Below are 25,982 nucleotides of genomic sequence, written 5' to 3'. Positions count from 1 at the left end.
GAATCAACCGGAACTTAGCGCTCCGGTTCGCTACTCGTGGACGCGGTCGACGTCGATGGTCATCCCGGCCGCGCGCAGCCGAGCGGTCAACACCTCGCCCATCGCGGCCGCGGGCGTGAGGATGCCCGCGATCTCGGGCTTGTCGTCGAAGGCCAACGCGAGGCCGCTCTCGCCGAGCAGGACCGCCGTCGCCTGATAGCCCGGATCGCCCTTGCCCGCGAACGTCGCCACATAGCGGGCCCCCGAGGTGGTGCGCGCGTAGGTGCGCATCCGGAACCACCCGCTCACCCGGGTCTGCTCGCTGGGGCCGGTTCCGGGCTTGGGCAGCACCCGATCGAGCAACCTGCGGCCCACCGCGGTCCGCGACAGCAGCGACCCCACCGTCAGCGCCGCGACGATGCCGCCGGTCATCCCCGCCGCCACCAGCGGCGCCACGCGCGAGTCGCCCGCGCCCATGACCTCCTGGTAGCGGAAGTTCTTGCCGTAGGGCCACCCCAGCAGACCGTTGCTGCGGCGCACGATCCTGGTGTTGTGCGAGGCCATCACGAAAGTGCCGACCCAGCCGTCCAGCGACGGATCGATGGTGTTCGCGCGGCGCACGGCCATATCGGTCTGCCTGCCGACATCGGGATCCATCGACTTGTCGGGGCTCAGCGAGTACGGGTGCGCGAGCACCTTGGCCTTGGACGAATCGGCGGCCACCGCCTCCATCAGCGCGCGGCCCGAATCGACGGTGCCGCCGCTGACCCCGCCCTTGAGCGTGGCGATCAGGGTGGTGTCGGTGAGTTCACCGGTGTTGTCCTCGACGGTGCGACGGTAGAGGCGGTAGACGCTCAGATCCGAGGGCACCGAGTCGTAACCGCAGGAATTGACGATCTTGGCCCCGGTCCGCACCGCGAGATCGTGGTAGGTGTCGATGGCCTCGCGGACGAACAGCGGTTCGCCGGTGAGGTCGGCGTAGTGGGTGCCCGCCTCGGCGCAGGCCGCCACCAGCGGCATGCCGTAGCGCAGGTACGGGCCGACCGTGGTGACGACCACCGTGGTGCGCGCGGCCATCTCGTTCAGCGCGGCCTGATCGGTCGAATCGGCCACCACCAAGCCCCAGTCGGCGGCCTTGGGCCCCAGATCGGCGCGCACCGCCTCGAGTTTGTCCTTGGATCGCCCGGCCACTGCTATCCGCGCGTCGGCGGGGGCCGCGCGCAGCAGGTATTCGGCGGTGAGTTTGCCGACGAACCCCGTCGCGCCGTACAGGACCAGGTCGAATTCTCGCGTTTCGGTCATGAATGCTGCTTTCCGTTCGTGGTCGGGGCTCGACGGTCAGGATCGGGGGCGGCGGGTGCGGCTCTTCGCGGCGGGCAGCCGTTGCGGCGGTCTGGTCTCGGCGAGCCACCGGTGGTGCGCCACACCGAGTTCGGTGACGGGCGCTTCGTCGTAGAGCCATTCGCGGGCGACCTTGTGCCAGTTCGCGGTGGCCTCGAGTTGGCCGAGCATGCCGAAGGTGAGGAAATCCGCGCGCCGGGAGAACAGGTGCTCCGGCGGCAGGTTCTGCTGTTTCATGCCCGCGAACTCACTGGCTCTCGGGTCGACCGCGAGCAGGAACGCGCCGCTGGCCAGTTCCGGGGTGATGGTCAGTTCCTCGTCGGTCAGACACCACTCCGAGGCGGAGAGCACGTACTCCAGACACTCCTCCGCGCCGATCTCCTGCGGCGAATCGATGACGCCGCGCTGGATCATCAACTCCCGGAGATCCTCCGCGCGTTCCTCGGCCGCCGCGCGCAGGCAGATCTTCTCGAATTCGACGTGGTCGACGTCCATCCGGTTGAACAGGCCGAAATCCAGGAAGCCGACGCGACCGTCCTCGGCGAGCAGCACATTGCCCGGGTGCGGGTCGCCGCAGAACTCGTTGAAGGTGAACAGCGAGCCGACGTAGAAGCGGTAGATGATCTCGCCGACGCGGTCGCGGTCGGCGCGCGGCAGCGTGCGGATCTCGTCGAAGCCGCTGCCCGCGAGGTATTCGCTGACCAGCACGCGGGTGGTGCTGAGTTCGGGCAGCGAGCGCGGCACGGCGATGAACGGGTGCCCGGCGTAGAGTTCGGCGATCTGCGACTGGGTGGCGGCCTCGGCCTGGTAGTCGAGTTCGCTCTCCATGTTCAGGCGCAGTTCGTCGAGGACGGCGGGGGTGACCCACGGCATCGCCGACTGGAGCACCTTGCGGAACATGGTGAGGTTCTTCAGGTCCGCGCGCACCGCGATGTCGATGCCCGGGTACTGGACCTTGACCGCGACCACCCGGCCGTCGTGCAGGGTCGCCCGATACACCTGGCCGATCGAGGCAGCGGCGATCGGTTCGGGCTCGAATTCGGCGAAGATGCGGTCCAGCGGTTGGTCGAAATCCTCTTCGATCACCTGGCGCATCGACTCGAACGACACCGTGGGCGCCGCGTTGCGCAGGACCGCGAGGCGCTTCTGGAAGCGTTCGCGATGTTCCTCGGGAACCAGGTCCAGATCCAGGACCGACATCATCTGTCCCAGTTTCATCGCCACGCCCTTCATGGTGCCCAGCACCATGACCACCTGTTCGGTGGTGCGCAGCATGGATTCCTCGGCCATCTTGGCCCGGACGGCCTCCGAGCGGCCCCGCATGGACAATCTGGTCCGCTGAGTGCGCAGGACCGTACCGGCCGCGACCGCCCCCAGTTTGGTGCCACGAGCAAGCCGGGACGTCGGCACTTGCTTCGCCATCGAGGTACCTCCATCGGTGCCGCGGTCGGTGCGACGGGCACGCGGGCGAAAGGGCGACTCCACCGCGCGGAACACGTTGCGTGCGGTGACCTACCCCACTGTGGCGACACCGCTCGGGTTCAGACTAGCCAACGGTCCGACAAAGTCGAGACCGCCCGGGGGGTCTGGGTCCGAACTGTCTCAGTCGGTAGTCGCGGAGTCCGGGGGAGTCACCGGATGATCCGGCAACTCGTGCGTCCGCGCGTTGAAGATCTCGCGCGATCCGCCCGCGCGCATCATGCCCTCGATGGCGCTCCAGGCCATCATCGTCAGATAGTCGATGACTTCCTCGCGCGACATCGTCTTGTCCGTGGTCCACCAGTGCGTGGCCAACTGGATGCCGCCGACCAGCACATACGACCACAGCATCGCGCCGTCGGTCTGCGCGCCGTGCTCGCGGCCGCGCGCGACGATGACGGTGGAGACCACCTCGGCGAACAGCTTCTCGAATTCGGCCAGCGAGGACGCGTCCGAGCCGTTGCCCATGATGAACCGGTAGACCTCGGGGTCCTCGTCGACCGTGCCGACGTAGGCGGCCATCGCCGAGCGGACCAACTGGAACTCCGCGGCGTCCAGACTGATGGCCTCGTAGACCCGCGGCATCAGCGTGGTCTCGATGAACCGCTGCATGGTCGCGTGGACCAGGTCGTTCTTGTCGGAGAAGTACCGGTACAGCACCGTCTTGGAGACGCCGATCTCGGCGGCGATCTCGTCCATGCCCGCATTCGAGCCGCGCTTGCGGACCGCGGCCAGGGTGCCGTCGACGAGTTCCTCGCGACGGTCGATCTTGTGCTGGCGCCAGCGCCGTTTGCGGCCGTCCACTCCGCCGCTACGGACCGCAGTCGGTCGCTCGGTGCGCTCACCGACATCGACAAGGTCTTCGGTGGACAGCGTGGGCTCCCTCGTTCGTGTGGTGTGTGCCGTGCGTGATACCGCCATCGTGGCACCCCCAGCTTAGGTGCAGGCCATCGCGCAGACTGGCGTTTGGTACGCCGATGCGGCGCGAACCACACAATCGGCGACCGATCGGGGGCCGCGCGGCCGGTACCCATCGGTTCCGACACAGCAGAATGGGAGGCATGCAGAAAGCTCCCGGCAACACAGCGGTGCTCGACGCGCCGAACCCGGCGGGGCCGACCGGCTTCTTCGTCGACGAGGCGAGCAAGCGGCGCGACCTGTTCCGGATGAAGGCGCTCGCGACGGGTCTGCTCGCCGTCGCCAGCTTGATCTACCTGTTCTGCCGCTGGCTCGAATCGCGCGGTCAGGGCGGGGACTGGGTGGGTTATGTGCGCGCGGCCTCGGAGGCGGGCATGGTCGGCGCGCTGGCCGACTGGTTCGCGGTGACGGCGCTGTTCCGTCATCCGCTGGGCCTGCCGATCCCGCACACCGCGATCATCCGCAAGAAGAAGGACCAGTTGGGGGCGAGCCTCGGCAGTTTCGTCGGCACCAACTTCCTGTCTCCCGAGGTGGTCTCCGCCAAGGTGGCCTCGGCGCAGATCTCCCTGCGGGTGGGCCGCTGGATGGCCGATCCCGGGCACGCGGCGCGGGTGGCCGAGGAGAGTTCGACGCTGTTGCGCGCGGTGGTCGGTGTGCTGCGCGACGAGGACGTCGAGCAGATCATCGACAACACCATCGTCAAACGGATCGCCGAACCGCTGTGGGGTCCGCCGATCGGTCGGGTGCTGACCGAACTGCTGGCCGACAACCGGCAGTCGGCCCTGCTCGACCTGCTGGCCGAGCGCGCCCACCAGTGGGCGCTGAGCAGTCAGGAGACCATCGACCGCATCGTGTTGCGGGACGCGCCGCAGTGGGCGCCGAAGTTCGTCAACATCATGCTGGCGGAGAAGATCTACCGCGAACTGGTGGAGTTCACCTGGAAGGTGCGCTCGAATCCGGAGCACGAGTTGCGCTTGGCGGCCAACCGGTTCCTGGAGGAGTTCGCCCACGATCTCCAGTACGACGACGCGATGATCAAGAAGGCCGAGCGGATCAAGGCGCAGGTGATGGGCCGCGAGGAGATCACCGGGATGGCCTCGGCCACCTGGCGCGCGGCCAAGCGGCTGATCCTGGAGTCGGCCGACGATCCGAACAGCACGTTGCGCCGCAAGGTGGCCGAGAACGTCCAACTGCTCGGTGAGCGGTTGCGCGACGACGAGCAGATGCGCGGCCGGGTGGACGGCTGGATCGATCGCGGCGCGCGTTACGTGGTGGGCAACTACGCGGGCGAGATCACCACCCTGGTCACCGATACCGTGGCCAAGTGGGATGCCGAGGAGGCCAGTAAGAAGATCGAGTTGCAGGTCGGGCGCGATCTGCAGTTCATTCGCATCAACGGAACGGTCGTGGGTTCGCTCGCCGGACTGGTGATCTATTCCGTCTCGCAGTTGCTCTTCCACGGCTGATCTTCGGCGTGTCGTCCGACACGGTCCGCGGGTGGGCGTGAAACCGCCGGTCGACGGATGGTTCTTCGATGTGAAACCCGCGCGCTGCGTATTTGCTCGAAAGGTGCTAGCAGACTGCTTGCAAGAGCTAGCACCCTGACCTAGACTGAGAACCGTACAACCGCCAGAAGGTGAGTGATGGCAGAGAAGCCCGAGGTTTCCGCCGAGTACACCGGTCATCCGTCCGATCCGTCGGACGGCGCCGGGGAACGAGGGGGGCGTGTCGCCACCGCGGCGCACGACATCGGTGGTTTCATCAGGTCGCAGCGGGAAGCCGCGCAGGTCTCGCTACGACAGCTCGCCGCGCTGGCGGGGGTCAGCAATCCGTACCTCAGCCAGATCGAGCGCGGATTGCGCAATCCCTCCGCCGAGGTCCTCGCGCAGATCGCCAAGGCACTGCGGGTGTCCTCGGAGGTGCTGTATGTGCGGGCGGGCTATCTGGAGCAGCGGCCGCACAGTCCGATCCGGGACGCACTGCTCGCCGACACCGAGATCAGCGAGCGACAGAAACAAGTGCTCCTGGAGATCTACGAGTCGTTTCGCCGCGAAAACGGAGGAAGCGAGCCCGTACACGGGGGGCTGAGGGCCACCGCGCCCGGGGCCGAAGAGCCCCAGTGGGACAGCGACGTTCCGCGTACGACAACCGACACTCCGCTACGCCAGGAGAACGAAGAATGACCGAGAAGAACGCCACCGTCACCAAGCCCCTGTTCGCCGCGGTCGGCGCCGGTGACGCCGTCTACGCCGCCGCCGTCGACGTCGTCACCCAGGTCCGCGAGCGCGCGGCCACCACCGACGTCAGCGCGCGGGTCGAGGAGGCGCGCGGTCGGATCGCCACGGTGCCCGCCGACGTGCAGGCCCAGTTCGAGTCGCTGCGCGGTCGGCTGGCCGGGCTGCCCTCGGAACTGCCGGAGGACCTCGCCGAACTGCGCGAGAAGTTCACCGCCGAGGAACTGCGCGTGCTGGCCGAGAAGTACTACCGCCAGGTGCTCGACGCCTACGCCGATCTGGCCGTGCGCGGCGAGGAGACCTACGGTCGCCTGCGCGCCAACCACCTCGTCGAGGATCGGATCGTCCGCGTCGAGGGTCTGTACAAGGACGCCGCGGGTCGCGCCGAAGAGGCCATCGGCCGGGTGAACGGCCTGCTGGGCCGCACCAAGGAGACCGTCGAGTCGGCCGTGCCCGCCGAGGTGGTCGTCGAGGCCGAGGTGGTCGGCGTGTCCACCGAGGCCGAGCCCGCGCCCGCTCCCGAGGCCGAGCCCGTGGTGAAGAAGGCACCCGCCGCCCGCAAGGCGCCCGCTCCGAAGAAGGCGCCCGTGAAGAAGGCCGCTCCCAAGGAGATCTGAGTTTCCGGGTATCGAAGCGTGGCCCCGCACACCGGCGTGTGCGGGGCCACGCTCGTATGATGGATCGGGTGAACACCGTGAACGGGTTGACCGGAACGATAATGCTCGTGCTGTGGCTCGCGGCTCTCGGCGCGACGATCTTCGCGCTGATTCACGCCATCCGCCAGCGGCCCGACGCGTTCACCGCGGTCGACAAGCAGACCAAACCCATCTGGCTCGCCATTCTCGGCGTGGCCCTGCTGTTGCTGTTGCTCTCGCCGGCCGGGTTGGGTCTGCTCGCGTTCATCGCGATCATCGCCACCGGTGTCTACCTGGCCGACGTGCGGCCCAAGGTGGACGAGATCCAGCGTGGTCCGCGCTGGTAGAGGCTGTTCTCCGCGCGCCCGTCGCCGCGGTGTCCCGCTCCGGGGCGCTTCGGGGCGGGCGTTTTTCGTGTGCTAGCTCTGGCTAGCAGCCTCCCGAGGGGTTACTGTATCTATCAGTAACACAAAGGAGTGTCGGAGAATGCGCGTACTGACGCACTGGTCGGCGAACCTCTCGGGACGAGCCCGTGGGCGACTCGACCTGCACCGGACTTCCCTGCGGTCGCGCACCTACGCGACCGCCGCGTTCAACGCGCCCACCGTCGAACACGAGGTCGTCACGGTCACCACCGACGACGGCGCACGACTCCGGGTGCACGCCTACGGTCCCGCCGACGCGCCGGTCATCGTGCTCGTGCACGGCTGGACCTGCGCCATCGAATACTGGAACGCCCAGATCAACGCCTTCGCCGGGCCCTATCGGGTCGTCGCCTACGACCAGCGCGGCCACGGCGAGAGCGACTACGGAACCGTCCCGCTGAGCATGGACCTGCTCGCCGACGACCTGAACACCGTCCTGGACGCGACCGTGCCCACGGGGGAGAAGGCCGTGCTGGTCGGCCACAGCCTCGGCGGCATGACCCTGCAAGCCTGGGCGGGCCGCTTCCCCGAGCAGGTCCCCGCCCGCGCGCACGCGGTCCTGCTCACCAACACCGCCTCCGGCGCGCTGGTCGCCGAGACCACCGTCCTGCCGCTGTTCAACCGATTGCTGCCGCGCGGTCTGCGTATCGCGCTGCCCGCGTGGCTGGGTCGCCGTGGCCTCGGCACGCCGGTGCTGCTCCCGCCGCTGCTGCCGATCCGCTGGATCTTCACCCGGCAGATCATGCACACCAACGCCACCAGGGAACTGGTCGACTACAGCATGGCCGTGGTGCGGTCCTGCCCCGCCCGGGTGCGCGCCGCCTTCGGCCTGCTGCTCGCGGAGATGGACCTCGGCGACGCGGCCCGCCACCTGGTGGTGCCCACCACCGTGATCGCCGGTTCGGCCGATTTCATGACCCCGCCGATCCACGCCGAGCGGATCGCCGCGACGCTGACCGAAATCGATTCGCTGGTGCGCCACGAGGTGCTCGAAACCGGTCACCTGGGCAATGTCGAAGCCCACGAGCGGTTCAACGAGGAACTGGCCACCCTGCTCGACGTGGTCGCGGACGCGCGGCGGCAGGTGGACGCCGCCGTCGGCTAGCGCGGCCGGTTCGGGACCGGGTTCAGTAGCGGCCGGGCTCAGGAGAAGGCCGGGCTCAGGAGAACACCACGGTGCGTCGCCCGTGGACCAGCACGCGTCCCTCCAGATGCCAGCGCAGTCCGCGGGCGAGCACCACGCGTTCGATGTCGCGGCCCTGCCGGACCATGTCGCGGACGTCGTCGGCGTGGTCGATGCGGCTGACGTCCTGTTCGATGATCGGGCCCGCGTCCAGTTCCGCGGTGACGTAGTGGCAGGTCGCGCCGATGAGTTTGACCCCGCGCGCGAACGCCTGGTGGTAGGGCCGCGCGCCGACGAACGAGGGCAGGAAGCTGTGGTGGATGTTGATCGCCCGGCCCGTCCAGTGCTCGCACAGTTCGGGGGGCAGGACCTGCATGAAGCGGGCCAGCACCACCGCGTCCGGTTCGTGCGCGTCGACCAGGGCGCGCACCTGCTCGAAGGCCGGGCCACGCTCGGCCGGATCCTTCGGGAACTCGATGTGGTGGAACTTCACGCCGTGCGCCTCGGTCATGGCGGCCAGGTCGGCGTGGTTGCCGATCACCGCCTCGATCGTGGCGGGCAGTTCGCCGCTCGCCGCCCGGCCCAACAGGTCGTGCAGGCAGTGGCCGTCGCGGCTGACCAGCAGGACGGCGCGGCGGCGCTCCCCGGAATCGTGCACCTGCCACCCGGTCTCCGAACCGAGGTCGGCGGCGATGCCCGCGAAGCGCTCGCGCAGGTCCTCGGGGCCGAAGGGCACGGTGTCGGCGGCGATGGCCTGGCGGGTGAAGAACCACCCGGTCTCCGGGTCGGAGTGGTAGCCGGCCTCCACGATCGACCCGCCGAACTCGGCGATGAACGAGCTGATCCGGGCGATGACGCCCGGTCGGTCCGGACATCCCAAGGTCAACACGTAGCGGCGGTCGTGGGCAACACTCATCCGACCATTGTCCCAGGCGGGTTGCGCCGGGTATGCCGGGGTCGGCGGCCGGCCGCCCCGGCACGGCTCAGAGGTCGTAGAACGGCTCGGCGTAGTGGAATTCGCCGGTGATCTGCGGTTCGAAGGCCGTCAGCGCCCGCGCTTGGAAGTGCGGAACCCAGTCGGGGTCGTCGGGGGCGATGCCGAGTCGGGCGGCCGGGACGAAGCCGAAGCGCGGGTAGTACTCGGGACTGCCGAGCAGACACACCAGCGGTTCGTCCAGCGCGTCGGCCGCGCCGAGGGCCGCGTGCACCAGCGCCGAGCCGATCCCGTCGCGTTGGCGGTCGGCGAGCACGCCGATCGGACCCAGGCCCAGCACCGGGAACGGCCCCACGCTCGCGCGGGTCAGGCAGACGTGACCGACGACCGCCTCGAACTCCACGGCGACCAGCGACAGCGTGGGTATCCAGCCGGGGTCGCCGCGCAACGCCTCGACCAAGGCGACCTCGGGTGGGTCGGCGTCGGCGGGGGCATCGGGCCGTTCAGCCCGGAACCCCGGGTCGAACGCGCTGCGATGCACCGCGGCGATGGCGGTCGCGTCCTCGGCGCGTTCGCGACGGATCAGCACGGGTGCGGGCTCCTCCCCGACGAATGTGGCCACCCGCGTGCGCCTCGGACCTGCGGCCGGACATCAACGGGTGTCCGGTCGTGCACCGGCCCTACGAGTCTGCTGGACGAGGTCGAGGCACGCAACGCAATTCGCCGTCGGTATGCCAGACTCTCACCTCATGGCAGACTCCGCGCCACCGACTCGTTCCGCAGTGGCCGCCCGCATCGATCACACCCTGCTCGCCCCCACCGCCACACCGGCCGAGGTCGACGCGTTGATCGCGGAAGCGCGGGAACTCGGGGTCCACGCGATCTGCGTCTCGCCGTCGATGCTGCCGGTGCGCGCCGAGGGGTTGGTGGTCGCCACGGTCGCCGGATTCCCCTCCGGCAAACACCATTCGCTGGTCAAGGGCGCGGAAGCGCGGCTCGCGGTGGATCAGGGCGCGGCCGAGGTCGACATGGTCATCGACGTCGGCGCGGCGGTGGCGGGCGACTACACCGCGGTGCTCGCCGACATCGTGACCGTCCGCGAGGCCGTCGCCGACCGGGCCGTACTCAAGGTCATCATCGAATCGGCCGCGCTGAGCGACGAGGCGATCGTCGAGGTGTGCCGGGTCGCGGCCCAGGCGGGCGCGGATTTCGTGAAGACCTCCACCGGATTCCATCCCGCGGGCGGGGCCACCGCGCACGCGGTGCGACTCATGGCCGAGACGGTCGGGGGCCGCCTCGGGGTGAAGGCCAGCGGGGGCATCCGCACCGCCGAGGCCGCCGCGGAAATGCTCGCCGCGGGCGCGACCCGACTGGGCCTGTCGGGTTCCCGCGCGGTACTGGACGGGTTCTGTGTTTAATCTGCCGCGCCTTCGGCGCGGCGGGTTCGCGGCCCCTTGTGTCTCGTCGCTCAGCGGTCGAGACTCGCGACTGCGTCGCATGCGCTTCGACCGCTGAGCGACGAGACGGCCGCGAACCGGTCGCTCGTAAGACTCGCTCCGGGTGGGGTTGCGTCAGGTGGGTCGTGTCGGGTGGGGTGGGTCGTGTCGGGTTTCACCTGTCCGGTGGGGCGGTGATCCAGTCGGCCATGACGTCGGCCAGGGCCGATGCTCCCGTGCGGCAGTCGTCGGGGGCGGCGAATTCCGCCGGGTCATCCGCGGATCACGATTTCGATGGAGTCGATGCTCACGCCGTAGGTCGCTGCGAGTCCGGCTTTCGCTTGCGCGATCGTAAGTCCGGTCGCTGCGGTGGCGGTCGCTCCGGTGGCGGAGCGTTCCATCTTCTGGAACTTCACCCCTTTCGGATCTATGCCCAGCGCGCCGAGACTGGTGTAGCGAACCGGGTTGCGGTCACCGCCCCACACGTTGGACCGGTCGAGGCGGGCGTATTCGCTGACCTCGATCATCCAGCGGTCTTCGCCTCCAGGATCGGTGGCCGGGGTGATGCGCGCGATCCGGCCGATCAAGAAGGCGCTGCCATGGGGGGCGGCGCCATCGGCATAGTCCTCGTAGTTGCGGGCGTTCTGGGTGCAGACGAGCCATTCGCACCGCTTGGCCCGCGACCGGTCGAGTTTCCATGCCTGGGAGCCGCCCTCGCGCACGATCTTCTCGAAGCTCTTCCCGGTGAAGACGACGACGGTGTTCTCACGCTCGCTCATAAGGGCATTGTAGCAACTATGTACGAACTATGTTTGAAGTATTGTTCCGTTCACGTAATCACTCTTCTCCGTACGGTACGGAATGTGGGTATTATCCGAACATGCCTGGTATGGAGCTCGAACCACCGCGAAACGAGAGAGAAGCGATCGTTGTCGCCGCTAACGCCATCCGAGAACGCCTACCGCCGACCTGGACCCTCCGAGTCGGCGAACCGCTCACCCACCGTGCCGGCGACCGCGGCTATGACGCGGAGTTCGCCCTGTCCGCGCCGAACGGGCTCGTCCTCGTTCTCCTCGTCGAGGCAAAGAACGTCGTCCGGCCGCAGGACGTCGACCGGATACGCAAGGGCCTCGTCAACGCCTCCTCGCAGCACCCGGGAAGCGCCGGTCTCGTGTTCGCTCGGCACCTGTCCACTTCGACACGGCAACGCCTCGAAGAAGCGGGGCTCTCCTACGTGGATGCGACCGGCAACATGATGGTGCGCGCTGACGAGGCGGCCGTGTTCCTTTCTGCGGTCGGTGCCGAGACCGACCCATGGCGCAGTCCGGGGCGCCCACCCGGTGACCTCAAAGGGGAACCGGCCGCGAAGGTCGTCCGCGCGCTGCTCGACTTCCAGGGCCCGTGGAAGCCTCGCGATCTCGCCGAGCTCGCGGAAGTCTCCACCGGTTCGGTCTATCGAGTACTGCACTTCCTCGAACGCGAAGCGCTGATCACCCGTCAGAGCAAAGGGGTGCACTCCCCGAACTGGAACGCGTTACTACGTCGTTGGAGTGAGGACTACCAGTTCCTGCACACGAACAAGGTCACGCCATGGATAGCGCCCCGTGGGCTGCCCGCCTTCCTGGAACAACTCGGCCGTTCCCAGATCACCGACTACGCGGTGACCGGTTCGATCGCGGCCGCGACATGGCAGCCCTACGCGCCGCCTCGATCAGCGATGGTGTTCGTCGATGATCCCGGAACGGCCGCCAAGGCCTGGAGATTACGTCCCACCGACACGGGGGCCAATGTGTTGCTTGCCGTGCCCGCCTATCCTGTCCTCCTCGCCCGAAGTGGAAAAGGGTTCCAGGACATCAGAATCGCGGCACCGACCCAGGTGGCCGTCGACCTGATGACGGGTCCAGGGCGAGCACCTTCGGAAGCAGAGGAACTACTCAATTGGATGGGGACGAATGAACAAAACTGGCGTCGCGGTTGACAGCGCTTTCTACTTGCTCGCCCGTACGCGCACCGTACTACTCGATGCGCTCGAAGCGCTGGTCGAGCACCGGGATGTCGTGGTCGTCGTCGGCGCCCAAGCGGTCTACCTACGCACCGGCGGGATCCAGGTCGCCATCGCCGAGGCCACCAAGGACAGCGACGTCGCCATCGATACCCGTGACCTCGGAGAAGACCCGACAATCAACGCCGCCATGGAGAAGGCAGCCTTTATCCGTTCTCCGAGCGGGCAGCCTGGTGCCTGGGTCACTTCGGACGGTATCCCTGTGGACATCATGGTGCCTGACGCCATCGCCGGAGGGAAAGGCAGTCGCAGCGTGCACCGACCACCTCACGACAGTAAGGCGATGCGGCGCACGCGCGGCCTGGAAGCAGCGATAGTCGACAACAGCGAGATGCTCATCGAGCCTCTCGCCGAAGCCGACAACAGGACAATCACCGCCAAGGTCGCCGGACCCGCGGCCCTGATCGTCGCCAAGTGCCACAAGATTTTCGAGCGCGTCGACAGCCCTGACCGCCTTCAAGACAAAGACGCCCACGATATCTACCGGATCTTGACCGCATTCGAGCCTGAGGAATTGGCCCCGACCTTCATTCGCCTGCTCGCTGAGGATGTCAGTGCCGAGGTGACCAACGAAGCGGTCGATATCCTCCAGAGGCTGTTCGCCGTCGGGCACGACGCGATCGGATCCATAATGGCCGGCCGGACCGAGGAAGGCGTAGGTGATCCCGAACAGGTCTCACACTCGATCCAGTTCCTGGCCGAAGACCTGCTCAACGCCATTCAGGACATCGCGCAAACCGGTTGACTCTCGACCCCGGTCGCGTAGTCGTCCACGCGACTGGAGGACGGCTGATCGCAGTGACCGACGCGGGCGTGTTGATCAGGGTGATCAACACGCCTCACCCGCTGTGCCGAAGCGCTACCCGGTACGGGGTACCTTGCGGCGGCATGTTGGGATGCGTGGGGTGGTCGACCTCGCTTCGGTGGGACCGTCAAGTGTTCTCGGGCGTGGTGATCCAGTCGGCCATGACGTCGGCCAGGGCCGATGCTCCCGTGCGGCAGTCGTCGGGGGCGGCGAATTCCGCCGGGGAGTGGGAGATGCCGGTGGGGTTGCGCACGAACAGCATCGCGGTCGGCAGTACGGCTGAGAGGATGCCCGCGTCGTGACCCGCGGCGGTGGGCAGGACCGGCACGTCGCCGAGGCCGCCGAGCGCGCGGGCGATGCGGTCGCGGGGGCCCGCCGGGAATTCCACGATGGGCGTGACGGATTCGGCTTCGATCCGCAGGCCGACGCCGTCGCAGGCGGCGTGGTCACGGGCTTCGGCGCCGATCCGTTCGACCAGTCGACCCAAGGTGTTCTCGTCGGCGGCGCGGGCGTCGAGCCAGGCCAGCACTTCGGACGGGATCGCGTTGGCCCCGTTGGGCAGCACCCGGATCTTGCCGAAAGTGGCGACGGCTTCGTGCAGTTCGGCGGCGTGTCGGGCCGAGTGCACCGAGGAGGCGAAGGCCAGCATCGGGTCGCGGCGGTCGACCAGTCGTGTCGCGCCCGCGTGATTGGCCTCGCCGGTGAAGGTGAACAGCCAGCGGCCGTGCGGCCAGATCGAGGAGGCCAGCGCCAGCGGCCGATCCACCAGATCCAGCGCGCGCCCCTGTTCGACGTGCAGTTCCACGTAGACGCCGACCCGGTCGGTCAGGTGCGGATCGGGGCCGAGGTGGCGCGGATCGCGCCCCGCCTTCGTCATCGCCTCGGCCAGCGACACCCCGTCGGCGTCGCGCAGGCCCAGCGCGCGTTCCGGCGCGAGAGCTCCCGTGCTGAGTTGGGAACCCACGCAGGCGACGCCGAAGCGCGCGCCTTCTTCGTCGGAGAACGCCGTCACCGCGACCGGCCTGCGCGGGACGACGCCCCGCGCCCGGACCTCATCGACCGCCGCGAACGCCGACACCACGCCCAGCGGTCCGTCGTAGGCGCCGCCGTCGGGGACCGAGTCCAGGTGCGACCCGGTGACGAAAGCGTCGGCGGGATCGCCGGACCATCCGGGCGGCAGCCACCAGGCCCACAAGTTGCCGTTGCGGTCCTCCTCGACGGTCATGCCGCGTTCGGCGGCGCAACTGTCGAACCATTCGCGCAGCGTCAGATCGGCGTCGTTCCAGGCGAATCGGCGGTAGCCGCCGGTCGCGGGGGCGCGCCCGACGGTCAGGATCGAATCCCACAGGGCGTCGAAGGTCATGGGACGGCAGTCCTTTCGTGAGGGGCGACTCAGAGACGGCCGGGAATCCAATTGGTGCCCGCCAGCGGGACCCGCGCCATCGCCGACGCCTCGACGGTCAGCGCGACCAGGTCCTCCGGTTCCAGGTTGCGCAGGTGGGATTTGCCGCAGGCCCTGGCCAGGGTCTGCGCCTCCATGGTCAGCACCCGCAGGTAGTTGGCCAGCCTGCGCCCCGCGGCCACCGGGTCCAGGTTGCGGGCCAGTTCCGGGTCCTGGGTGGTGATGCCCGCCGGGTCGCGGCCTTCCTGGAAGTCGTCGTAGAAGCCGGCGGCCGACCCGAGCGCCGCGTACTGCTCGGCGTAGCGGGGGCTGTTGTCGCCCAACGCGATCAGCGCGGCGGTGCCGATCGCGACGGCGTCCGCGCCCAGGGCCATCGCCTTGGCGACGTCCGCGCCGCTGCGGATCCCGCCGGACACGATGAGCTGCACCTTCCGGTGTACCTCGAGTTCCTGGAGGGCCTGCACGGCCTGCGGGATGGCGGCCAGGGTGGGAATGCCGACGTGTTCGATGAAGACGTCCTGGGTGGCGGCGGTTCCGCCCTGCATGCCGTCCACGACGACCACGTCCGCGCCCGCCTTCACCGCGAGGGCGACGTCGTAGTAGGTCCGGGTGGCTCCGACCTTGACGTAGATCGGCTTCTCCCAGTCGGTGATCTCGCGCAGTTCGATGATCTTGATCGCCAGGTCGTCCGGGCCGGTCCAGTCCGGGTGACGGCAGGCCGAGCGCTGGTCGACGCCCTGGGGCAGGGTGCGCATCCGGGCGACCCGTTCGGTGATCTTCTGCCCGAGCAGCATGCCGCCGCCGCCGGGTTTGGCGCCCTGTCCGAGCACGATCTCGATGGCGTCGGCCTTGCGCAGGTCGTCGGGGTTCATGCCGTAGCGCGACGGAAGATATTGGTAGACCAGATGTTTGGACTGGCCGCGTTCCTCGGGGGTCATACCGCCGTCGCCGGTGGTGGTGGAGGTGCCGACCTCGCTCGCCCCGCGCCCGAGCGCCTCCTTCGCCGCGCCCGACAGGGCGCCGAAGCTCATGCCCGCGATGGTGACGGGGATGTCCAGGTGCAAGGGGAATCGCGCGTGCCGGTCGCCGAGCACCACGTCGGTGTCGCAGCGTTCCCGGTAGCCCTCGAGCGGGTAGCGCGACATCGACGCGCCCAGGAACAGCAGGTCGTCGAAGTGCGGGAGCGGGCGTTTGGCGCCCCACCCGCGGATGTCGTAGATGCCGGTCTCGGCGGCGCGCTGGATCTCGGCGATGACGGCTCGCGGAAAGGTCGCCGACTCGCGCAGGGTGGGATCGGTGGTGTGCATCGGTGGCCTCCTGGTCCGGGTCGACTAGTACGCGGCGACGTTGTCGACGTGGAAGTTGTAGAGTTCGCGGGCCGAGCCGTAGCGGGTGAACTCGGCCGGGTCGGCGTCGAATCCGGCCGCCGTCAACAGGTCTCGCAGTTCGGCCAGATGTTCCGGGCGCATCTGTTTGGCCACGCAGTCCGCGCCGAGCGAGGCGACCGTGCCGCGCACGTAGATCCGCGCCTCGTAGAGCGAGTCACCCAGCGCCGCACCGGCGTTCCCGCAGACCACCAGTCGTCCGGCCTGCCCCATGAACGCGCTCATGTGGCCGATATCGCCCCCGACGACGATGTCGACGCCTTTCATCGAGATCCCGCAGCGCGCGGCCGCGTTGCCCTCGATCACCAGCAGTCCGCCGTGCGCGGTGGCCCCCGCCGACTGGGAGGCGTCCCCGGTGACCCGCACCGTGCCCGACATCATGTTCTCGGCGACCCCGACCCCGGCGTTGCCGTGCACGGTGACCGAGGCGCGCTGATTCATGCCCGCGCAGTAGTAGCCGACGTGCCCGCGCACCTCGACCTCGATCTCGTCGTCGAGGCCGCAGGCCAGCGCGTGCGCGCCGCGCGGGGAGGTGAGCACCACCCGCCTCGGCGCGCCGGGCGCGTGCAGCAGGTCGTTGACCTCGCGGACCGCGTGTTCGCGCAGGTCCAGGGTGACCGTATCCACCTCGGCGGCCGCGGTGGCCGTGTTCACTGTCGGTGCCATACGTAGACCTCTTCCGGTTCCGGTTCGAAGATGCGGGCCTGCTCCACGCCCGGCAGATTCGCCAAGGCGCGGTATTCGGAGGCCATCGCCACCCAGCGCGGCGTCTCGGCGACGACGGCGGGTTTGCAGGCGATGGGATCGCGCAGCACGGCGAAGGATTCGCGGTTGGCCACGAGCAGGGTGTAGAAGCCGTCGAAGCGTTCTTCGAGCAGCAGCAGCGCTTTCTCCAGGTCGACGCCCTGGGCGAGTTGGCCCGCGATGAACCGCGCGCCCACCTCCGTGTCGTTCTCGCTGTCGAAGACAACGCCCGCGCGCTCGAGTTCGTGCTTGACGCCGCGGTGGTTGGAGAACGACCCGTTGTGCACCAGGCACTGGTCCGGTCCGACCGCGAACGGATGCGAACCGGCCGCGGTGACCGCGGATTCGGTGGCCATCCTGGTGTGCGCGACGCCCTGCCAGCCCGAGGCCGCGGGCAAGCCGAACCGGTGGGCGAGTTCGGTGGGGTTGCCGACGCCTTTGACCACGGTCAGCTCCTCGCCGAACCCGATGACCCGGGCGACCGGGTCGACGCGCCGGGCGGCGTCGGCGAGCACGTCGGCGGCGACGGGCGCGTGCAGCACGGTCGTGGGCGACAGGTCGATCGCGGTGACGGTGGCGCCGACCTCGGTCCGCAACCGGGCCGCGAGTTCGTCGGCGGGCAGCGCGGCGTCCAGCAGCGAGACCGTGGATTCGCCCGGCGGCGACCACACCGGGTCGCCGTAGACGGCCATACCCGCCGAATCCGGTCCGCGGTCGCAGAGGTGGTCGAGCATGTCGGTGAGCAGGGCGCCGAGGCGCGGGTACAGTGCCGGGTCGCGCAGGTGCAACCCCACGATTCCGCACATGGGTACCTCCTGGTGTGGTGGGTGATCCGACCCGGCGGGTCAGAAGGCGGTCAGGTACTGGTCGATCTCCCAGGCGGAGACCGTGTTGTGCCAGGCGAAGAACTCCTCGCGCTTGAGCGCGGTGAAGTACTCCCCGACGCCCGGTCCCGCGATGTCGAGCGCGCCGGTCAGCACCGGGTCGGCGGCCAAGGCGTCCATGGCGTGCAGCAGTGTCATGGGCAGGGTGTCGCCGTCGTCGCGGGTCGCGCCGGGGTCGCCCGGGTCCAGGGCGCGGTCGACGCCGTCGAGTCCGGCGGCGACGGCGGCCGCGATCGCCAGGTACGGGTTGGCCGATCCGTCACCGCCGCGCAGTTCGACGCGGTGGTGGTCGGGAACGCGCAGGTAGTGGGTGCGGTCGTTGCCGCCGTAGGTGGCCCGGCGGGGTGACCAGGTCGCGCCGCTGCTGGTCGAGGTGGCCCCGATCCGCTTGTAGGAGTTGACCGTCGGGGCCAGCACCCCTTGCAGGGCGCACGCGTGCTCGAGGATACCCGCGATGAACGAGTACGCGGTGGGGGACAGGCCCAGGCCGCGCGCGTCACTCGGGTCGGGGAAGGCCGAACCGCCCGCGTTCCACAGCGACAGGTGCAGGTGCATGCCCGACCCGGTCCGGTCGGCGAACGGTTTGGGCATGAACGTGGCCCGCATCCCGCGCTTCTCGGCGATCACCGAGAGCAGGTAGCGCGCGGTGATGACCCGGTCGGCGGTGGTCATCGCCTCGGCGTAGGCGAAGTTCTGCTCGAACTGACCGTTGGCGTCCTCGTGGTCGCTGGCGTAGTTGCCCCAGCCCAGGGTGTTCATGGCCGCCGCGATCTCGGTGAGGTGGTCGTACATGCGGGTGACGTCGCGGGCGTCGTAACAGGGTTGGCGACTGGTGTCGGCGGCGTCGGCGGTGCGCAGCGCCCCGTCGGGGTCGCGGTGCACCAGGAAGTACTCGATCTCCGCGCCCACGTTGACGGTCAGGCCGCGCGCGTGCGCCCCCGCCAGCACGCCCGCCAGGATGTTGCGCGGCGCGAACGGCCACGGCTTGCCTTCCACGTGCGGGTCGCAGTGCACCAGCGCCAGTCCGGGGCGCACGAACGGGATCGGGGTGAACGACCTCGGGTCCGGCACCGCGATCAGGTCCGGGTCCTTCGGCTGCTGACCCATGGTGCCCGCCGCGTAACCCGCGAAACCCGCTCCGTCGGAGACGAGTTGGTCGACGGCCTCGACCGGGACCAGCTTGGCGCACGGCTTGCCCGCCAAGGTGACGAACAGCGCGAGGATGTAGCGGGTGTCGGTCGCCTCGGCCAACGCGGCCAGATTCGGCGGGGCGGAGGCGGACCCGTTGACGGGGAGGTGGGTGGCGGTGGCGGTGTCGATGGCCATGGCGGGCTCCAGGGGATTCGGACGGAACGGATGGTGGCTCAGCGCATTTCGCCCGCGCCGCGATACGGGTGCGGACTCAGCAGCGGCTCGCCCTCGGCGAAGCGGGACCAGCGGAAATCCTCGGGGTCCACGTTCGGCAGGTCGGTCTTCCCGTCGACGATCAGGTCGGCGGCGAGTTTGCCCACTGCGGGCGAGATCTTGAATCCGTGGCCGGAGAAACCCGCGGCGAGGAACAGTCCGTCCACGGGCGCGGGACCGATGACGGGGTTGTAGTCGGGCGTGACGTCGTAGGCCCCGACGTAGGAACCGGTGACGCGCGGGTCGGGCATGTCCGGCAGGCGGTGGCCGAGTTTGGCGATCGCGGTGTCGATGGTGGATTCGTCGGCCCGGTTCACGTAGTCGTCCGGGTCCAGGTACTGCGGCGCGCTGTGGTCGGAGTTGCCGAACAGGATCTCTCCGTTGGGTTCCCGGCACAGGTAGGACAGGCCCGCCAGATCCGAGAGCACCGGCACGACCGGAGTCGGCGCGCCCTGATCGACCAGCACCAATTGGGCGCGCTGGGCGCGGATGTCGAGGTCGACCCCGACGCCCGCGGCCAGTGCGGGCGTCCACGGGCCGGTCGCCAGGACCACCGTGTCGGCGTGGATCTGCGAGCCGTCCCCCAGTTCCACGCCGTACACGCGGCCGTCGGGACGTTGCAGCAGCGCCCGCACCGGGGTCGACTGGCGGATGCGGACGCCGAGCGCGCGCGCCGTGGCGGCGAAGGCCATCCCGGTCAGGTACGCCTCGCCGCGCCCGCCCTTGGGTTCGTAGGCGAAGGCCGCGAAATCGTCCAGATGCAGACCCGGCCAGAGGTCCGCGACGGTGTCGTGGCCGACCAGGTCCACCTCGATGCCGAGTCCGCGCATCATCGCGACGTTGGCGTGCAGCGGATCGAGATTGTCCGCGCCGACGCCGACGAGGTAGCCGCACTGCTGGAACCCCATGTCGTCGCCGAAGATCTCGGCGGCCCGGCTGAAGATCTCCACGCCGTACCAGGACATCGCGGCCAGCGAGGGCGCGCCGTAGTGGCAGCGCACCACGCCGCTGGACTTGCCGGTCATCCCGGAGCACAGGGTGTCGCGTTCCAGGACGACGACGTCGGTCTCGCCGCGTTCGGCCAGCGACCAGGCGATGGCCAGGCCCTCCAGGCCGCCGCCGACGATCACATGACTGTGGGTCTCGCTCACGGGCCGTCCTCGTCGTTGTTTCATGTGGTGATTCGCTGTCAGTTCTGATGAAACACTCGGAATGTGACGACGGCATTACGCGCGGATCAGCTGTGGATGAACCGATCGCCGGTCTGTCAGTGGTGTAGACGTGCGGCGTGGAAGTGGACAGCTGTGGATTAATCGGCTCGTAACCCCGGAATTCGTTTCATGTGGTTACTCTCTGTTTCATATCGAGTGGAGTAGGAGTCATCCATGACCGCATCCGAACCGACCGTCACCGCCCCGTTCCTGGTCACCTCGGGCTTCTGGGAATCGTTGCCGCGCATGTCGGTCCAGGACTATCCCGGCACCGAGGGCTACATCGACGACGTCTATGCCAACCCGGGCGGTTCGGAGATGTCCTCGGGCTACTTCGCGCTCACCCACACCGACGCCCCGCTGGACTACCGCTACGACTACGACGAGATGAAAGTGGTCCTCGACGGCGAATTCCGGCTGGAGAACCTCGAAACCGGACAGGTCGAGACCGCGGGCCCGCGCGACGCCATCTTCTTCCCCAAAGGCTCGTTCATCCGGTTCACCACCCCGACCCGAGCGCTGGCCTTCTTCGTCGGCCACCGCTCCTTCGCCCCCTGAACCGATGAGCGCGCCGCAGTGCGCGGGAGTTTCCCCCGCCCACACCAGCGTGCCCCGCTGCACGGCGCGCACCGCCGCCGCCCTGCCGGTCGACCCGCTCGCCGCGGGCTACGTCGTGGTCGCGACCGCGCCCGAAGCCCGCTCCGCCGCAAGACAATTCGCCGCTCGCCTACCGATGCCCGCGATCATGGTCGATGCCTTCCCCGGAACTGCTCCTGGTGCGCGCCCCGGGGAGGATTCGGAGGGCGACCCCGTCGCCGACGCGAGCCGTGGTCGGCGACCCGGTGTCGATGCTGGTCGAGGCCCCGGCGTGGATGCCGGTCGGGGACTCGACCGCGATGCCGGTCGGGGACTCGACCGCGATGCCGGTCGGGGACTCGGCCGGCTGACGGATGTCCTCGCCACCGTGCGGGTCGGTTGGCGCTTCGCCGTCATCGGTCCCGAACCGATGCGCTCGCGCAGCCGTGCCGCCATCCTCGCGGCCGGTGCCATCGACGCCGAGATCGTGACGGCGGCACTGGGATTCGGATCGCGCGCGGCGCCTGGTGGACCGGCCGAGGATGTCGACGGTGCTGTACTGGGAGTTCCCGCCCGATGCGGGCCCACGCACGAGACCGGCGACGACCTGCGCGAAGTGTTCTGCGCGCATTGCCGGACCGTCACCGTGGCCGATGTGCCCGTGGGCGGTGAGACAGGCTGTGCGGGATGCGGTCACCGGCTCGCGGTGTACCACCACTTCTCCCGCCGGTTGCACGCCTATCTCGGTTACCGGCCCGACGCGGAGGAGTTGCGGTGACCGCGCGGGACCTGCGGCTGACGGTGGCCGAGACCAGGATGCTGTGTCCTGATGTCCGCGAGATCGTGTTCCGCGATCCGCGCGGCGCGACGCTGCCGTCCTTTCCGCCGGGCAGTCATCTGGCCGTGCGGTGGGCTCCGGGGCGGCGCAACGCCTATTCGTTGACCGGGCAGTCGCTGGAACCGGACCGGTACGCGATCTCGGTGCGGTTGGACCCGAACGGGCGCGGCGGGTCCCGGTGGATGCATCGGTTGCGGGTGGGCGAGACGGTCGAGGCGTCCGCGCCGCGTAGTGCTTTCGCCCCGGTCGCCGCCGCGCGGCACCACCTGCTGCTCGCCGGCGGGATCGGGGTGACGCCGATCCTGTCGCACGTGCGCGCGGCGGTGCGTTGGGGTCGGTCCTTCGAGGTGCTGTACGCGCACCGGTCCGGTGTCGCGCCGCATCGCGCGGAACTGGTCGACCTGTGCGGTCCCCGGCTGACTCTCGCGACTTCGCGCGCGGTGTTCCGCGAGCGGTTGCTGTCGCGGCTGTCGAGCAGTCCGCTGGGCGCCCATCTCTATGTGTGCGGTCCGACCGGGATGGTCGAGGACGTCACGGCGGCGGCACGCGCGGCGGGTTGGCCCGCCGGGCGTGTGCACGTCGAGGCGTTCGGGGAACCGGCGGTCGCCGGAGGGGCGGCGTTCACCGCGCGACTGGTCCGCAGCGGCCGCGAGGTCGCGGTGGCGGCCGACGTCAGCCTGCTCGACGCGCTGTGCGCGAGCGGGACCGCGATCCCGAACCTGTGCCGTCGCGGGGTGTGCGGCGAATGCCGGGTCGGCGTGCGCGCGGGCGGGGTCGACCATCGCGACAGCTACCTGACCGAGGAGGAACGGTCGGTGGCCCTGATGCCGTGCGTGTCCAGGGCCGCCGCCGCGTCGCTGGAGTTGGACCTGTGAAGGGAGTCGAGATGGGCGCGCCCGCGTTCACCCCCGAGGACGTCGCCCGCTACCCGTTCCCGCTGCCGGGGCCGAGGTACCGCTACAGCACCAACGTCGAACCGTCCGGCGGCCGGGTCGTGACCGCGGCGGGCGGGTGGGGCGCGCACCGCGTCGACGTCGATCGCCACTACCGGCGCGAACTGGACCTGCGTGCGGGAATCCTGGCCGCCGACCCGAGCAGGCACGCGGTGCTGCCGCACATGCGGGTCGCGGCCTGGGACGCGCTGCTGTTCGGTCTGCGCGAACTGGCCGACGCCCATCCGGACCGGATGCGGTTGACGCGGTCCGGGCCGGAATACCACTGGCGCAACACCGAACTCGGCATCGATCAGCGTTTCGTCTTCGGCGAGGACGCGACGCTGCCGTGCGATCCGCTGGCCTACCTGTGCGGGCAGATCCAAGAGGACGTCGTGCTGCTCGACCAGCGCGACGGCGCGCTGTGGGCGGATGCGGGGGTCGTCACCTTCGCGGCGGACTGGTCCTTCGGCTTCGACGTGGGCATGAGTTTCCTGGAGATCCACGGCCCGGTGCCGCGTATCCACACCGAACGCGTCATCGCCCGCGCGCACGAATTCCTGATGCGGCTCGAACCGGGGGAGAGCTATCGGCGCACCAACTGGACCCTGACCGTGGACGGTCGTCTGGACACCGGCACCGAGACCTACCCGGAGTGGGGGCGGGACCGGCGCACGGTCGCCGAAGGCCCCCTCGAGGACGTCGGCGACCGGTTGTGGTTGCGCACCGAGGTGCAGCACCTGATCCGGCTGCCGTACTCGGGGGCGGTCATGTTCTTGATCCGCACCTATCTGCTCCCGTTCCGCGCCGTCGCGACGGTGCCGGAATGGGCCGAGCGGTTGGCGTCGGTACTCGCCGATCTGCCCGCTGACATGGCCGAATACAAGGGGCTGGCGCGCACCCGCGCGCCGGGCCTGCGCTGGCTGGCCGCCCACGGCGGCATTAACAGAAACGTCACCGACGTGCCGTCGTCGGCAATGTGACGCGTCGTCTACTGATATCCGGAGCCGTCCACTCCCGAGAGACGACGACTATCGACGGCAGACCATCACGATGAGGGAAGAGCAATGACAGAAGCGATCGCCGCGGCGAATACCGCGTGGATACTGGCGGCATTCGCCGCCGTGAGCCTGATGGTGCCCGGTCTGGCCATGTTCTACGGCGGCATGGTCAGCATCAAGAACACCCTGAACATGGCCATGATGACCTTCGGCGCGTTCGCGGTGGTCGGCGTGCTGTGGATCATCTTCGGCTACTCTGCCGTGCTGGGCGACTCCCTCGGCGGGGTCGGACTGCTCGGGGACCCGCTGGAATTCTTCGGCTCCAGCCAACTGCTCACCGCCCCGGCCGAACCCGCGCTGCCGCCCGCCCTGGTGTCCGGCTTCCAGATGCTGTTCGCCTGTATCACCGTCGCGCTGATCTCCGGCGCGGTCGCGGACCGGATGAAATTCGGCGGGTGGATGCTGTTCGCGGGCCTGTGGGCGACGCTGGTGTACTTCCCGGTGGCGCACTGGGTCTTCGCCTTCGACTCCGCCGACGGTTCGGTCATCGGCGGCTGGATCGCCAACAACCTCAAGGCGATCGACTTCGCGGGCGGCACGGCGGTGCACATCAACGCGGGCGTCGCGGCGCTGGCCCTGGTGATCGTGCTCGGCAAGCGCTCGATCTTCCCCAACGTGCCGCGCCCGCACAACCTTCCGCTGACCGTGCTCGGCGCGGGCATCCTGTTCTTCGGCTGGTTCGGCTTCAACGGCGGTTCCGCGCTGGCGGCGGGCAACAGCGCCTCGGTGGTCATCCTCAACACCGTCGCCGCCTCGGCCGCGGGCATCTGCGCCTGGCTGGTCGTGGAGAAGTTCCGCGAGGGGCGTTCCACCTCCCTCGGCGCGGCCTCCGGCCTGATCGCCGCCCTGGTCGGCATCACCCCCGCCTGCGGTGCGGTCGCCCCGATCGGCGCACTGGTCATCGGCGCGGCGTGCGGCGCGGTGTGCTGCTTCGCGGTGTCGCTGAAATACCGCTTCGGTGTGGACGATTCGCTCGACGTCGTCGGCATCCACCTGGTCGGCGGCGTGCTCGGCACCGTGCTGATCGGCCTGCTCGCCGACCCCGACGCCCCCAACGCGGTCGCGGGCCTGTTCTACGGCGGTGGCGTGGACGTGCTGTGGCGTCAGGTCGTCGCGGTGCTGGCGGTCCTGGCCTACACCTTCGTGGTGACGATGATCATCGCGACCGTGCTGGACAAGACGATGGGTCTGCGGGTCACCGAGGAGCACGAACTCGAGGGCCTGGACACCGCCACCCACGGCGAATCGGCCTACATCATGGACGTCGTGACCGTCACCACCAAGGCGGCCGAACCCGAGGACGCGGTGGAGGCCGCCGAGACCATCGCCGTGAGCGCGGCGGCCCGTGCCGGAGTCGCCGATTAGCGGAGCGGAACCGGTGGAACAGGGCCGGTCGTTCGGGACGCCACCCCCGAACGACCGGCCCTGCCCGTGTCAGTGCTCTTCGTGGTTGTCGGGGTAGGCCGTCACCGCGAGGAATCGGATCGGCAGGCGCACGAGTTCGTTCGGACCGTGGATGCCCTCGCCGTCCAGCAGCAGCGAATCACCGGGCCGCAGCGTGTATTCGGCGTCGCCGTGGCCGTAGACCATGACCCCCTCCAGCATGTAGAGCAGTTCCGTGCCCGCGTGCTGGAAGCGCGGGAACACCTCGCTGGCGTCGGTCAGCGTGACCAGCACCGGCTCCAGCCTTTTGTGCTGCCCCCGAAGCGAACCCAGCAATTCGTAGTGGTGTCCGACGCGGGTGCCGCGCCCCACGATGACCGCCCCGTTGCCCGCGGGCACGTAGACCGCCTCGCGGGCGGTGTCCGCGCCGCGGAACAGCGAGGTCACCGGAACATCCAGTCCCGCGGCCAATCTGGCCAGGGTGGACAGGCTGCACGAGGTCTGCGCGTTCTCGATCTTCGACAGCATCGCCTTGGAGATGCCCACCCGGCTCGCCATCTCGCCGACCGAGAGTCCGCTCGCGCGGCGCAGCGCCCGCACCTGCCGCGCGATCGCGGCCTCCAGATCGCCCGCGGTGGCGGGCTCCCCGACGACCTCCCGCTGCACGGGGGCCGGATCGCCGGTGTCGCGATGGATCTGCTGGGTGCTCTCGATCGAATCCGGCATTGCCCCATTCTAACCGGAGTCCACTGACAGTGGACGACACGCCGGGTGTCGTCCACTGGATGGGC

The 25,982-nt window shown here is 69.2% G+C and carries 26 protein-coding genes; 13 read left to right on the top strand and 13 right to left on the bottom strand.

Annotation, left to right across the window (positions count from 1 at the left end; all coding sequences use genetic code 11):
- Positions 1–30: 30 nt before the first annotated feature.
- From ON30_RS24810 to ON30_RS24800, 3 genes are all read right to left on the bottom strand, one after another.
- Positions 31–1,281 carry a saccharopine dehydrogenase family protein gene (locus ON30_RS24810; RefSeq protein ID WP_040710604.1) on the bottom strand — a complete coding sequence of 417 codons (1,251 nt, stop codon included), beginning with the start codon at positions 1,279–1,281 and terminating at the stop codon, positions 31–33.
- 36 nt (positions 1,282–1,317) lie between these two features.
- Positions 1,318–2,742, bottom strand: coding sequence for an ABC1 kinase family protein (locus tag ON30_RS24805; RefSeq protein ID WP_040710601.1), 1,425 nt, complete (start codon positions 2,740–2,742; stop codon positions 1,318–1,320).
- 180 nt (positions 2,743–2,922) lie between these two features.
- Entirely contained in the window at positions 2,923–3,720 is a 798-nt protein-coding gene (locus ON30_RS24800; RefSeq protein WP_083911646.1) for a TetR/AcrR family transcriptional regulator, read from the bottom strand.
- 140 nt (positions 3,721–3,860) lie between these two features.
- Between ON30_RS24800 and ON30_RS24795 the strand changes: the two genes are divergently transcribed.
- The 5 genes from ON30_RS24795 to ON30_RS24775 all read left to right on the top strand — a co-directional run bounded on the left by ON30_RS24795 (position 3,861) and on the right by ON30_RS24775 (position 8,116).
- A complete protein-coding gene (locus ON30_RS24795; protein ID WP_051029935.1) occupies positions 3,861–5,183 on the top strand; it encodes a DUF445 domain-containing protein in 1,323 nt (440 codons plus the stop codon).
- 177 nt (positions 5,184–5,360) lie between these two features.
- A complete protein-coding gene (locus ON30_RS24790) occupies positions 5,361–5,900 on the top strand; it encodes a helix-turn-helix domain-containing protein (RefSeq protein WP_040710600.1) in 540 nt (179 codons plus the stop codon).
- Positions 5,897–6,568 (top strand): hypothetical protein, encoded by a 672-nt coding sequence (locus ON30_RS24785; protein ID WP_040710598.1) that lies wholly within the window; start codon positions 5,897–5,899, stop codon positions 6,566–6,568. Before ON30_RS24790 ends, ON30_RS24785 begins: the two co-directional genes overlap by 4 nt.
- 59 nt (positions 6,569–6,627) lie before the next feature.
- Positions 6,628–6,933, top strand: coding sequence for a DUF2516 family protein (locus ON30_RS24780; RefSeq protein WP_040710597.1), 306 nt, complete (start codon positions 6,628–6,630; stop codon positions 6,931–6,933).
- A gap of 139 nt (positions 6,934–7,072) precedes the next feature.
- A complete protein-coding gene (locus ON30_RS24775; RefSeq protein WP_040710595.1) occupies positions 7,073–8,116 on the top strand; it encodes an alpha/beta fold hydrolase in 1,044 nt (347 codons plus the stop codon).
- Between the two features lie 55 nt (positions 8,117–8,171).
- Here ON30_RS24775 and purU read toward each other — a convergent pair whose 3' ends face one another.
- Both purU and ON30_RS24765 read right to left on the bottom strand, forming a co-directional pair.
- Positions 8,172–9,050, bottom strand: coding sequence for a formyltetrahydrofolate deformylase (gene purU, locus ON30_RS24770; RefSeq protein WP_040710594.1), 879 nt, complete (start codon positions 9,048–9,050; stop codon positions 8,172–8,174).
- Positions 9,051–9,117: 67 nt separating this feature from the next.
- On the bottom strand, positions 9,118–9,657 hold the full coding sequence (locus ON30_RS24765) for a GNAT family N-acetyltransferase (RefSeq protein WP_040710592.1): 540 nt from the start codon (positions 9,655–9,657) through the stop codon (positions 9,118–9,120).
- A gap of 160 nt (positions 9,658–9,817) precedes the next feature.
- Here ON30_RS24765 and deoC point away from each other — a divergent pair, with 160 nt between their 5' ends.
- Positions 9,818–10,486 (top strand): deoxyribose-phosphate aldolase, encoded by a 669-nt coding sequence (gene deoC / locus ON30_RS24760; protein ID WP_040710591.1) that lies wholly within the window; start codon positions 9,818–9,820, stop codon positions 10,484–10,486.
- Between the two features lie 290 nt (positions 10,487–10,776).
- On the opposite strand, the gene ON30_RS24755 is transcribed toward deoC, so the two are convergent.
- Entirely contained in the window at positions 10,777–11,283 is a 507-nt protein-coding gene (locus ON30_RS24755; protein ID WP_040710590.1) for a hypothetical protein, read from the bottom strand.
- Positions 11,284–11,393: 110 nt separating this feature from the next.
- Between ON30_RS24755 and ON30_RS41270 the strand changes: the two genes are divergently transcribed.
- Positions 11,394–12,482, top strand: coding sequence for a hypothetical protein (locus ON30_RS41270; protein ID WP_245554197.1), 1,089 nt, complete (start codon positions 11,394–11,396; stop codon positions 12,480–12,482).
- Positions 12,457–13,311 (top strand): hypothetical protein, encoded by an 855-nt coding sequence (locus ON30_RS24745; RefSeq protein ID WP_051029934.1) that lies wholly within the window; start codon positions 12,457–12,459, stop codon positions 13,309–13,311. The genes ON30_RS41270 and ON30_RS24745 overlap by 26 nt, the downstream gene beginning before the upstream one ends.
- A gap of 187 nt (positions 13,312–13,498) precedes the next feature.
- Here the strand turns inward: ON30_RS24745 and ON30_RS24740 are convergent, their stop codons facing one another.
- Genes ON30_RS24740 through ON30_RS24715 form a run of 6 tightly spaced genes read right to left on the bottom strand, consistent with a single transcriptional unit; the run spans position 13,499 to position 20,341 of the window.
- A complete protein-coding gene (locus ON30_RS24740; RefSeq protein ID WP_040710589.1) occupies positions 13,499–14,734 on the bottom strand; it encodes an allantoate amidohydrolase in 1,236 nt (411 codons plus the stop codon).
- Positions 14,735–14,763: 29 nt separating this feature from the next.
- Complete coding sequence (locus tag ON30_RS24735; protein ID WP_040710587.1) at positions 14,764–16,080, bottom strand: FMN-binding glutamate synthase family protein; 1,317 nt, start codon at positions 16,078–16,080, stop codon at positions 14,764–14,766.
- A 24-nt stretch (positions 16,081–16,104) separates the two neighbouring features.
- Positions 16,105–16,824, bottom strand: coding sequence for a GltB/FmdC/FwdC-like GXGXG domain-containing protein (locus ON30_RS24730; protein WP_051029933.1), 720 nt, complete (start codon positions 16,822–16,824; stop codon positions 16,105–16,107).
- Positions 16,809–17,708 (bottom strand): class II glutamine amidotransferase domain-containing protein, encoded by a 900-nt coding sequence (locus ON30_RS24725; RefSeq protein ID WP_040710584.1) that lies wholly within the window; start codon positions 17,706–17,708, stop codon positions 16,809–16,811. Before ON30_RS24725 ends, ON30_RS24730 begins: the two co-directional genes overlap by 16 nt.
- 39 nt (positions 17,709–17,747) lie before the next feature.
- The gene (gene glnT / locus ON30_RS24720) at positions 17,748–19,112 is read right to left on the bottom strand and encodes a type III glutamate--ammonia ligase (RefSeq protein ID WP_040710582.1); all 1,365 of its coding nucleotides are present in this window, start codon (positions 19,110–19,112) and stop codon (positions 17,748–17,750) included.
- 38 nt (positions 19,113–19,150) lie between these two features.
- Positions 19,151–20,341: an NAD(P)/FAD-dependent oxidoreductase gene (locus ON30_RS24715; protein WP_040710580.1), complete on the bottom strand. Its 1,191-nt coding sequence runs from the start codon at positions 20,339–20,341 to the stop codon at positions 19,151–19,153.
- Between the two features lie 234 nt (positions 20,342–20,575).
- Here ON30_RS24715 and ON30_RS24710 point away from each other — a divergent pair, with 234 nt between their 5' ends.
- The 5 genes from ON30_RS24710 (at position 20,576) to ON30_RS24690 (ending at position 25,173) form a co-directional block, all read left to right on the top strand.
- A complete protein-coding gene (locus ON30_RS24710; protein WP_040710578.1) occupies positions 20,576–20,959 on the top strand; it encodes a cupin domain-containing protein in 384 nt (127 codons plus the stop codon).
- A gap of 4 nt (positions 20,960–20,963) precedes the next feature.
- Positions 20,964–21,755 carry a dimethylamine monooxygenase subunit DmmA family protein gene (locus tag ON30_RS39375; RefSeq protein WP_157183824.1) on the top strand — a complete coding sequence of 264 codons (792 nt, stop codon included), beginning with the start codon at positions 20,964–20,966 and terminating at the stop codon, positions 21,753–21,755.
- A gap of 38 nt (positions 21,756–21,793) precedes the next feature.
- Positions 21,794–22,690: a PDR/VanB family oxidoreductase gene (locus ON30_RS24700; RefSeq protein ID WP_245554208.1), complete on the top strand. Its 897-nt coding sequence runs from the start codon at positions 21,794–21,796 to the stop codon at positions 22,688–22,690.
- An 11-nt stretch (positions 22,691–22,701) separates the two neighbouring features.
- A complete protein-coding gene (locus tag ON30_RS24695; RefSeq protein ID WP_040710574.1) occupies positions 22,702–23,730 on the top strand; it encodes a heme-dependent oxidative N-demethylase family protein in 1,029 nt (342 codons plus the stop codon).
- An 84-nt stretch (positions 23,731–23,814) separates the two neighbouring features.
- Positions 23,815–25,173: an ammonium transporter gene (locus tag ON30_RS24690; RefSeq protein WP_040710573.1), complete on the top strand. Its 1,359-nt coding sequence runs from the start codon at positions 23,815–23,817 to the stop codon at positions 25,171–25,173.
- A gap of 69 nt (positions 25,174–25,242) precedes the next feature.
- Here the strand turns inward: ON30_RS24690 and ON30_RS24685 are convergent, their stop codons facing one another.
- Complete coding sequence (locus ON30_RS24685) at positions 25,243–25,917, bottom strand: helix-turn-helix domain-containing protein (RefSeq protein WP_040710571.1); 675 nt, start codon at positions 25,915–25,917, stop codon at positions 25,243–25,245.
- Positions 25,918–25,982 lie beyond the last annotated feature (65 nt).

The organism is Nocardia takedensis NBRC 100417 (assembly GCF_000308695.1).
Lineage (GTDB): Bacteria > Actinomycetota > Actinomycetes > Mycobacteriales > Mycobacteriaceae > Nocardia > Nocardia takedensis.
Note: the sequence above shows the minus strand (reverse complement) of the source record. Positions and strands in the feature narration are given on the sequence as shown.

Bases quoted from the DNA above. Each gene is read 5' to 3' on its own strand.
- ON30_RS24775 (WP_040710595.1), top strand. From the start codon at position 7,073: ATGCGCGTACTGACGCACTGGTCGGCGAACCTCTCGGGACGAGCCCGT.
- ON30_RS24710 (WP_040710578.1), top strand. From the start codon at position 20,576: ATGACCGCATCCGAACCGACCGTCACCGCCCCGTTCCTGGTCACCTCG.
- ON30_RS41270 (WP_245554197.1), top strand. From the start codon at position 11,394: ATGGAGCTCGAACCACCGCGAAACGAGAGAGAAGCGATCGTTGTCGCC.
- ON30_RS24740 (WP_040710589.1), bottom strand. From the start codon at position 14,734: ATGACCTTCGACGCCCTGTGGGATTCGATCCTGACCGTCGGGCGCGCC.
- ON30_RS24795 (WP_051029935.1), top strand. From the start codon at position 3,861: ATGCAGAAAGCTCCCGGCAACACAGCGGTGCTCGACGCGCCGAACCCG.
- ON30_RS24800 (WP_083911646.1), bottom strand. From the start codon at position 3,720: ATGGCGGTATCACGCACGGCACACACCACACGAACGAGGGAGCCCACG.
- ON30_RS24805 (WP_040710601.1), bottom strand. From the start codon at position 2,742: ATGGCGAAGCAAGTGCCGACGTCCCGGCTTGCTCGTGGCACCAAACTG.
- ON30_RS24780 (WP_040710597.1), top strand. From the start codon at position 6,628: ATGGATCGGGTGAACACCGTGAACGGGTTGACCGGAACGATAATGCTC.
- ON30_RS24735 (WP_040710587.1), bottom strand. From the start codon at position 16,080: ATGCACACCACCGATCCCACCCTGCGCGAGTCGGCGACCTTTCCGCGA.
- ON30_RS24690 (WP_040710573.1), top strand. From the start codon at position 23,815: ATGACAGAAGCGATCGCCGCGGCGAATACCGCGTGGATACTGGCGGCA.
- ON30_RS24685 (WP_040710571.1), bottom strand. From the start codon at position 25,917: ATGCCGGATTCGATCGAGAGCACCCAGCAGATCCATCGCGACACCGGC.
- purU (WP_040710594.1), bottom strand. From the start codon at position 9,050: ATGAGTGTTGCCCACGACCGCCGCTACGTGTTGACCTTGGGATGTCCG.
- ON30_RS24700 (WP_245554208.1), top strand. From the start codon at position 21,794: ATGCTGTGTCCTGATGTCCGCGAGATCGTGTTCCGCGATCCGCGCGGC.
- ON30_RS24745 (WP_051029934.1), top strand. From the start codon at position 12,457: ATGAACAAAACTGGCGTCGCGGTTGACAGCGCTTTCTACTTGCTCGCC.
- ON30_RS24810 (WP_040710604.1), bottom strand. From the start codon at position 1,281: ATGACCGAAACGCGAGAATTCGACCTGGTCCTGTACGGCGCGACGGGG.
- ON30_RS24785 (WP_040710598.1), top strand. From the start codon at position 5,897: ATGACCGAGAAGAACGCCACCGTCACCAAGCCCCTGTTCGCCGCGGTC.
- glnT (WP_040710582.1), bottom strand. From the start codon at position 19,112: ATGGCCATCGACACCGCCACCGCCACCCACCTCCCCGTCAACGGGTCC.
- ON30_RS24730 (WP_051029933.1), bottom strand. From the start codon at position 16,824: ATGGCACCGACAGTGAACACGGCCACCGCGGCCGCCGAGGTGGATACG.
- deoC (WP_040710591.1), top strand. From the start codon at position 9,818: ATGGCAGACTCCGCGCCACCGACTCGTTCCGCAGTGGCCGCCCGCATC.
- ON30_RS24695 (WP_040710574.1), top strand. From the start codon at position 22,702: ATGGGCGCGCCCGCGTTCACCCCCGAGGACGTCGCCCGCTACCCGTTC.
- ON30_RS39375 (WP_157183824.1), top strand. From the start codon at position 20,964: ATGAGCGCGCCGCAGTGCGCGGGAGTTTCCCCCGCCCACACCAGCGTG.
- ON30_RS24755 (WP_040710590.1), bottom strand. From the start codon at position 11,283: ATGAGCGAGCGTGAGAACACCGTCGTCGTCTTCACCGGGAAGAGCTTC.
- ON30_RS24725 (WP_040710584.1), bottom strand. From the start codon at position 17,708: ATGTGCGGAATCGTGGGGTTGCACCTGCGCGACCCGGCACTGTACCCG.
- ON30_RS24790 (WP_040710600.1), top strand. From the start codon at position 5,361: ATGGCAGAGAAGCCCGAGGTTTCCGCCGAGTACACCGGTCATCCGTCC.